The organism is Mucilaginibacter sp. NFR10 (genome assembly GCF_900100445.1).
Classification (GTDB): domain Bacteria; phylum Bacteroidota; class Bacteroidia; order Sphingobacteriales; family Sphingobacteriaceae; genus Mucilaginibacter; species Mucilaginibacter rubeus.
Map to the genome: position 1 here is coordinate 743,670 of NZ_FMTV01000002.1, position 6,377 is coordinate 750,046.

Here is a 6,377-nt window from a genome sequence, read left to right on the forward strand (position 1 = left end):
ATTTTTACTGATCCGATCTTCGGATAATTGCAGTGATTTTCGCATTCGATATTTGATTATAAAAATATATTTTTACCGGACTATCAAAATCGTCCAATTTGAATATAATAGGTAGTCCAATTTGATATGTATTCACTTGCAAGTCTAATTATCATTAGTTCAAATTCTGTTGAGCCGGTTTACCAGCAAATAGCGAATCAATTGTTGAAACTGATTAAAGGCGGAACATTAACTACAGGGCACCGCTTACCGAGTACCCGGGAATTATCCGAACAACTGAAAGTTCACAGAAAGACTATCGTACGCGCATACGATGAATTGTTAGTGCAAGGCTGGCTACAATCCGAAACCGGAAACGGCACTTTCGTAAGTGAAAAATTGCCATTTATAGCGCCGGAAAAATTAATGGCGAGGTCTACCCAAAAAGGGAGCAACTTAAAAACAGCCGGCTATAACATTGACAATGCCGACCATTTAGCCAGAAAGCTTATAAAACATACCAGCCAATATCATTTAGATGATGGTTATCCTGATGGTCGCTTAGCGCCGTTGACTGACTTATCAAGGGCTTACCGCACGCAACTACGGGCAGGCAACCAATATGTCCGTTTAGGGTATGGCGACCCTAAAGGTTCAATATGGCTTCGCGAAGAATTATGTACTTATTTTGCCGAAACCAGGGGATTGAATATCACTTCTGAAAATATACTGATCACCCGCGGCACCATCATGGGGTTATATCTGGTGTCAACAGCCTTACTTAAGCCCGGCGATAACATTGTTATTGGCGACTTAGGCTGGACCGGGGCAAATATGAATTTTTTACAGGCGGGGGCAAACGTTATAAAAATACCGGTTGACGGACATGGAATAATAGTAGATGAATTGCGTGAAATTTGTCGGGTAAAGCCTATCCGTATGGTGTATGTTACTCCACACCATAATTACCCTACTACAGTAGCCTTGCGGGCAGACAGACGGATGCAGCTATTGCAACTGGCAAAGGAATTTGATTTTATTGTTTTCGAGGATGATTACGATTATGATTTTCATTATCAAAACAAGCCTTTACAACCGCTGGCTGGCGCAGATGTTACCGGGCACGTGCTTTATTGCGGGTCGTTTACTAAAGCCATCGCCCCGGCATTTCGTATCGGTTACCTGGTTGGCCCCGAAAATGTAATACAGCGGTTAGCAACTTTACGCCGTATTGTAGATCGGCAGGGCGACAATCTGGTGGAAAACGCGGTAGCCGAGTTACTGCAATTAGGCATCATACAAAAACATGTACGTAAATCATTGCGGGCTTATCATGAGCGGCGGGACCTATTCTGTGAGTTATTAAAATATCACCTGCAAGACAAAGTTGATTTCAAAATGCCCGAAGGCGGAATGGCATTATGGGCAACGTTTGACCAATCAATTAACATTTACGACCTGCAAAAACAGGCCCTGGCCAGGGATATTTATATTAATGATGGTTCGGGTCAATTTACGCGCCAGTCGGCCGAACAATCACTTCGATTGGGTTTCGCATCCTCAACTGTTACAGAATTGGAATATATAGCCGAAACTCTCGGAAAATTAACATCATGCCAGGTAAGCTTAAAATGAAGAAAAATGTATTTTAACGAAAAAATAGCTTTGATAACAGGAGCCAGCAGCGGAATAGGTCGCGCTATTGCCGAAGCATTAAATAAGGGAGGCTACAGGCTGATACTGGCGGCACGCCGGGAGGAAAAATTGAAGGAGCTACAATCTGAATTTGTAGATATTATTCCCGGTGATCTTTCCTCTGCCGGTTACCAGGATGCATTGGTAGAATATATTTACAAAACTTACGGAAAATGTGATTATCTGTTCAATTGCGCGGGAACGCTTCATACCGGCACCATAGCGGAAACGGATATTGATAAAATGACCGGAATGTTGCGGTTAAATATTGAAGCTACCTTCAGGTTAACTTATTCTTTACTCAAGCGTTTCAAAATTCAGGGATATGGGCATGTGATCAATTTGTCGAGCGTGCTGGGTACCAAAGTACGCCCTACGGCCGGCGCATATGCAGCCACCAAATTTGCTATCGAAGCACTATCTGAAGCTTTACGCATGGAACTTGCCGGAACAAACATCCAGGTATCCTGTATAGAGCCCGGCCTGGTGATGACCGAACTTCACAACGACTGGGAGGTTCATCCTAAAGATAGTATGCAAATACATGAACCTTTAAATGTCGCTGATGTTGTCGAGGCGGTTTTCTATATCCTGCGACAACCCGCTCATGTACGAATACCCAAATTGATGATTTTACCAAAGGATCATTTGATATAATGCAGAGGATTTTAATGAGATAACTGTAACATGCATTTAGTAGTTCACTTATTCTACGCTCTTAAACAAATTTGCTTTGTAGGTTAATCCAATTGGTAAATCAATATCAGCAATTCTTACAAAGTTACCTTCAATATATTGAATAAGATGCTTATTAATAATAATAGAGCGGTGGATGCGGATAAATTCATAGTTTGGAAGTAGTGCTTCGAGTTTGCCCAGGGCCATGTATGAAACATAAGTATGGTTGGGTGTATGCACTTTAACGTAGTCACCTAAACCCTCAATATAAATGATAGATGAAAGGTTAATTTTTACTAACTTTTTATCAACCTTCAAAAAGATATTTGTTATTTCAGCCGTTGGTTGATTGATCCGTTGAGATTCATTTTTATTCAGACCGACCTTTTGAACTGCCTTCAGGAAACGCTCAAACATGACCGGCTTAACCAGATAATCCGTAGCCTCTATTTCAAAAGCTTCAACGGCATATTCGGTGTATGCAGTTATGAAAATAACTTTCGGATGGGTTTTCAAGGATTTTATAAAATTAAGTCCACTGATTCCTGGCATTTCGATGTCGATAAAGATCACATCTACTTGGTGCTGATGCAGAGCAGTAAATGCTTCGACGGCTGTCGGGTAACTTCCTAAACAATGCAAACCAGGCAACTGTTCGATATAGGAAACTATCAGCTGCCTTGCCAGTGGCTCGTCATCAACTACTATGCAATTAATCATTTAAAGGGTCTAATTGAATGGTCAAACTTACCGTGAAAGTTTCTTCTTCCTCAAAAATAATTAGCTCATGCCGGCCAGCGTAAAGCAAGTCGAGTCGTTTTCGCACATTTAGCAGACCGATACCACTTTGCGATTTGTCATAGTTATCATTAGCAGGAAGCTTGGCATTGGATGTTTGAAAAATTAGTTCGTTTTCATCGACCGCCAAAATCAATTTTACCCAATTGTCCATGATATCCCGATGTAGGGCGTGCTTGAAAGTATTCTCGATTAGTGGCATAAACAGCAATGGCTCAATTTTTATATTGTCAATATCACCCTGGACAGCAAAGTCAATTATATCAGGCTTGGTATGGCGTAAATTTTCGAGGCTGATATAGCTTTTAATAAAATCTATCTCCTGTTGTAATGATACTCTTTCATGACGAGTGTCATAAAGCACGTAACGCATAATTTCTGAGAGATCCTTAATCATCAATGGCGTTTTAGGAGAATGATGAACACTCAACGAATACATATTATTAAGAGTGTTAAAGAAAAAATGTGGTCGAATCTGTGATTTTAAATGGTTGAGTTCAAGCTTTAATTTTTCGGTTTCCAGCGTACTGACTTTATATTGCTGCTTGAATAGCAGCTTAATAATATATAAAGAAGTAGCTGCTAATATAACGAGAATAGTAATGCCAATATCCGTATTAAAATATCCCTGGGTAAAATCTAAAGGCCGGGCACCACTGATATTGTTCCGGTAAACTTCCGGTATAAAAGGCATGTACATAACCGCTAATATTCCGAATCGCTCATTTAAACCATATAAAACAAAATATATCGGCAATAAAATAATAAACATCCAATAGCGATTTTTCCCGATTGTAACGGGTAAATACCAGCGATAAAGTAAAATGATAACAGGTAATTGCAAAACATTGATTACAACATAACCAAATGAGTTTGCCAATGTATGTTGAGACCAGGTTGCCAAGCCTACTGCAAATGGGCTCAAAATACTAATCACAAATAAGTAAGATGTTTCGGCAACTAAGCCCTTCTGTTTATAATTAAGCGTAGCAAATGGCATGGCTCAATTTACACTTATTAAATAATAAGCAATAGAATTTTCGATGAACACCTTGTTCTGCATGTTGAACTATTAAAAGACAGGATTCAACAGGCGGATAAACAAGTTCGTCTAATTTATTTAGCTTACCGCGTTCAAGGAGTCATTTTTGTTTTATATAAACCAATTCCATATAACTTATACTTAATTGTCATTATTATGAAACACTTCCTTTGCGCAAAGCTATCCTGTGTATTATTATTTCTGCTGACAAGCACCGCAGGTTTTGGTCAAACAAGGTATGAAAAGATCGCAATTTACGATAAGATATGGGGTTTTTTAAAATATCATCATCCATCAGTAGCTCGCGGGATAGTTGACTGGGATTCTGTTTATGTGCATGATATTGATAAAATGCAAAACGCATCTGTAAGCAAGCTTAACAAGATGCTAATTACTACCATAGACAACCTCGGACCCATCCCCCAAAATAAGCCTCGACCAACTGTCGATACGTTATTTAAGCTAAATCATAATTTGGGTTGGATAGCAAATTCGAAATACATCAGTCATCAGCTTCAAAATAAACTAAAAGAAATATACGTCTATCGTAATCAAGGTGCTAATAAATACATAAAACAAAATTATGAAGCGGCTGACTACAGCGGCGAAAAAAAATACCAAAACATGATTCTTCCAAATGAACAGTACCGTTTGTTATTTTTAGCCCGTTTCTGGAATGCCATCAATTACTTTGCACCATATAAATACCTTATTGGCGAGGATTGGAACAATGTCCTTACTCGGTTTATCCCAAAATTGATCAATACAAAAGATATTCTCTCTTATTATAGAGCCATGCTTCAACTTACCGTTGCCCTCAACGATGGTCATGCACAGTTTAGTTTCGAGGATGGGGATAATACATCGATAAATAATCTTGTTTTTGGTAAATACACCGCACCAGTTTATGCAAAAATTGTAGATAACACGGTGATAATAACCAAATTGGTCAACGACACTTTAACACACAAAGCCCGTTTACAGAAGGGAGATATTGTATTAAGTATTGACAATAGTCCTGTTGGTGTAAGAATGAAACAATTTAGGGCTTATGTTTCGGGATCGAACAATGCATCACGTAACCATTATCTGTCCTGGGTATTATTCAATACCCCAAAAGCTTACCAAAAACTGAAAATTAAAAGGGGAGTCCGGATAATGGACGTTAAAGTAAAATGTATTTTACCATCACAGCGGGATTGGCGGGACTTAACCGAATATCAATCTAATGCGACCGGATACAAAACAGTTGGAAATTCTATCGCTTATGTATACGCCGCACAAATTTGGAGCGGGAATTTGGATACCATAAAAAATCTGATCAGAAGCAAGAAAGCAGTAATATTTGACGTACGTAATTATCCACAAAATGATGCTTTTTACAATATATTCGGCATGTTTCTGCCAAATCCTAAATCAATAGATTACTCTTTGCTAATGATTCCTGACAATCCTGGTTATTTTACCTGGAAACAGTCCGCTAAGATGGGTGAAATCAATAAAACACCCTATAAGGGACAGGTGATTGTATTGGCTGACGAAAGAAACCAAAGCCAGGGGGAGTATTCAGTAATGTGTTTTCAGACCATTCCGGGTGCTGTGACCATTGGCAGCCAAACAGCCGGGGCCGATGGCGTTAAAATTGGCATACCCGTTGGTGGGAAAATGGTTATATCTTATTCCAGCTACGGAGTTTACTATACTAATAAAACGCCAACACAAAGGCGTGGGGTCAAAATTGACATATATGTCAAAAAGACTGTGGAAAGTGTTATAAGGAGTGATGATTTGGTTTTGGCTCGAGCCTTGTCATACTTAAAAAGTAAAGGGATCGATTGATAGTGTCCCGATCCTAAAACAGGTTTACAGATGGTCTTGTCCGGATTTTGGTTTACAGTTTTTGGAGGGTTAAAGTATTATTTGTTGTACTAAGTTAATAATTGTTTTTAAAGTAATTATTGATTTACTGTGCGGGCGACGGTGCTTTCTTTCTTCTATTCTTCCAGTGCTTCATAAGCGGTTCTGTACTCTGATGGGCGTATGCCGGTGTCAGGTTACTGCAACTCATATGCGGCCTAACGTTGTTATAAGCCTCTACAGCACTCTTAACAGCTAATAGCGCTTCTGGCCGTGATTTGAATATCCGGCTTAACTGAAATTCGGTTTTAAGAATACCATTTATTCT

Annotated in this window: 6 protein-coding genes; 3 read left to right on the forward strand and 3 right to left on the reverse strand. The window is 39.2% G+C overall.

The annotated features are described in order from the left end of the window. Nucleotides 1-126 precede the first annotated feature (126 nt). Complete coding sequence (locus BLP33_RS10945) at nucleotides 127-1,614, forward strand: MocR-like pyridoxine biosynthesis transcription factor PdxR (RefSeq protein ID WP_090527547.1); 1,488 nt, start codon at nucleotides 127-129, stop codon at nucleotides 1,612-1,614. Between the two features lie 6 nt (nucleotides 1,615-1,620). After that, nucleotides 1,621-2,331 (forward strand): SDR family oxidoreductase, encoded by a 711-nt coding sequence (locus BLP33_RS10950; RefSeq protein WP_090527550.1) that lies wholly within the window; start codon nucleotides 1,621-1,623, stop codon nucleotides 2,329-2,331. Between the two features lie 48 nt (nucleotides 2,332-2,379). On the opposite strand, the gene BLP33_RS10955 is transcribed toward BLP33_RS10950, so the two are convergent. Continuing rightward, a complete protein-coding gene (locus BLP33_RS10955) occupies nucleotides 2,380-3,072 on the reverse strand; it encodes a LytR/AlgR family response regulator transcription factor (RefSeq protein WP_090527553.1) in 693 nt (230 codons plus the stop codon). After that, nucleotides 3,065-4,150 carry a sensor histidine kinase gene (locus BLP33_RS10960; protein WP_090527556.1) on the reverse strand — a complete coding sequence of 362 codons (1,086 nt, stop codon included), beginning with the start codon at nucleotides 4,148-4,150 and terminating at the stop codon, nucleotides 3,065-3,067. The genes BLP33_RS10955 and BLP33_RS10960 overlap by 8 nt, the downstream gene beginning before the upstream one ends. Before the next feature lie 198 nt (nucleotides 4,151-4,348). Between BLP33_RS10960 and BLP33_RS10965 the strand changes: the two genes are divergently transcribed. Then, nucleotides 4,349-6,031: a S41 family peptidase gene (locus BLP33_RS10965; protein WP_090527561.1), complete on the forward strand. Its 1,683-nt coding sequence runs from the start codon at nucleotides 4,349-4,351 to the stop codon at nucleotides 6,029-6,031. A gap of 124 nt (nucleotides 6,032-6,155) precedes the next feature. Here BLP33_RS10965 and BLP33_RS10970 read toward each other — a convergent pair. Beyond that, the coding region (locus tag BLP33_RS10970) for an integrase core domain-containing protein (RefSeq protein WP_139159972.1) at nucleotides 6,156-6,377 on the reverse strand (222 nt) is incomplete at its 5' end.

Coding starts and splice junctions, on each gene's coding strand:
- BLP33_RS10955 (WP_090527553.1), bottom strand. CDS start 3,072: ATGATTAATTGCATAGTAGTTGATGACGAGCCACTGGCAAGGCAGCTG.
- BLP33_RS10960 (WP_090527556.1), bottom strand. CDS start 4,150: ATGCCATTTGCTACGCTTAATTATAAACAGAAGGGCTTAGTTGCCGAA.
- BLP33_RS10965 (WP_090527561.1), top strand. CDS start 4,349: ATGAAACACTTCCTTTGCGCAAAGCTATCCTGTGTATTATTATTTCTG.
- BLP33_RS10945 (WP_090527547.1), top strand. CDS start 127: ATGTATTCACTTGCAAGTCTAATTATCATTAGTTCAAATTCTGTTGAG.
- BLP33_RS10950 (WP_090527550.1), top strand. CDS start 1,621: ATGTATTTTAACGAAAAAATAGCTTTGATAACAGGAGCCAGCAGCGGA.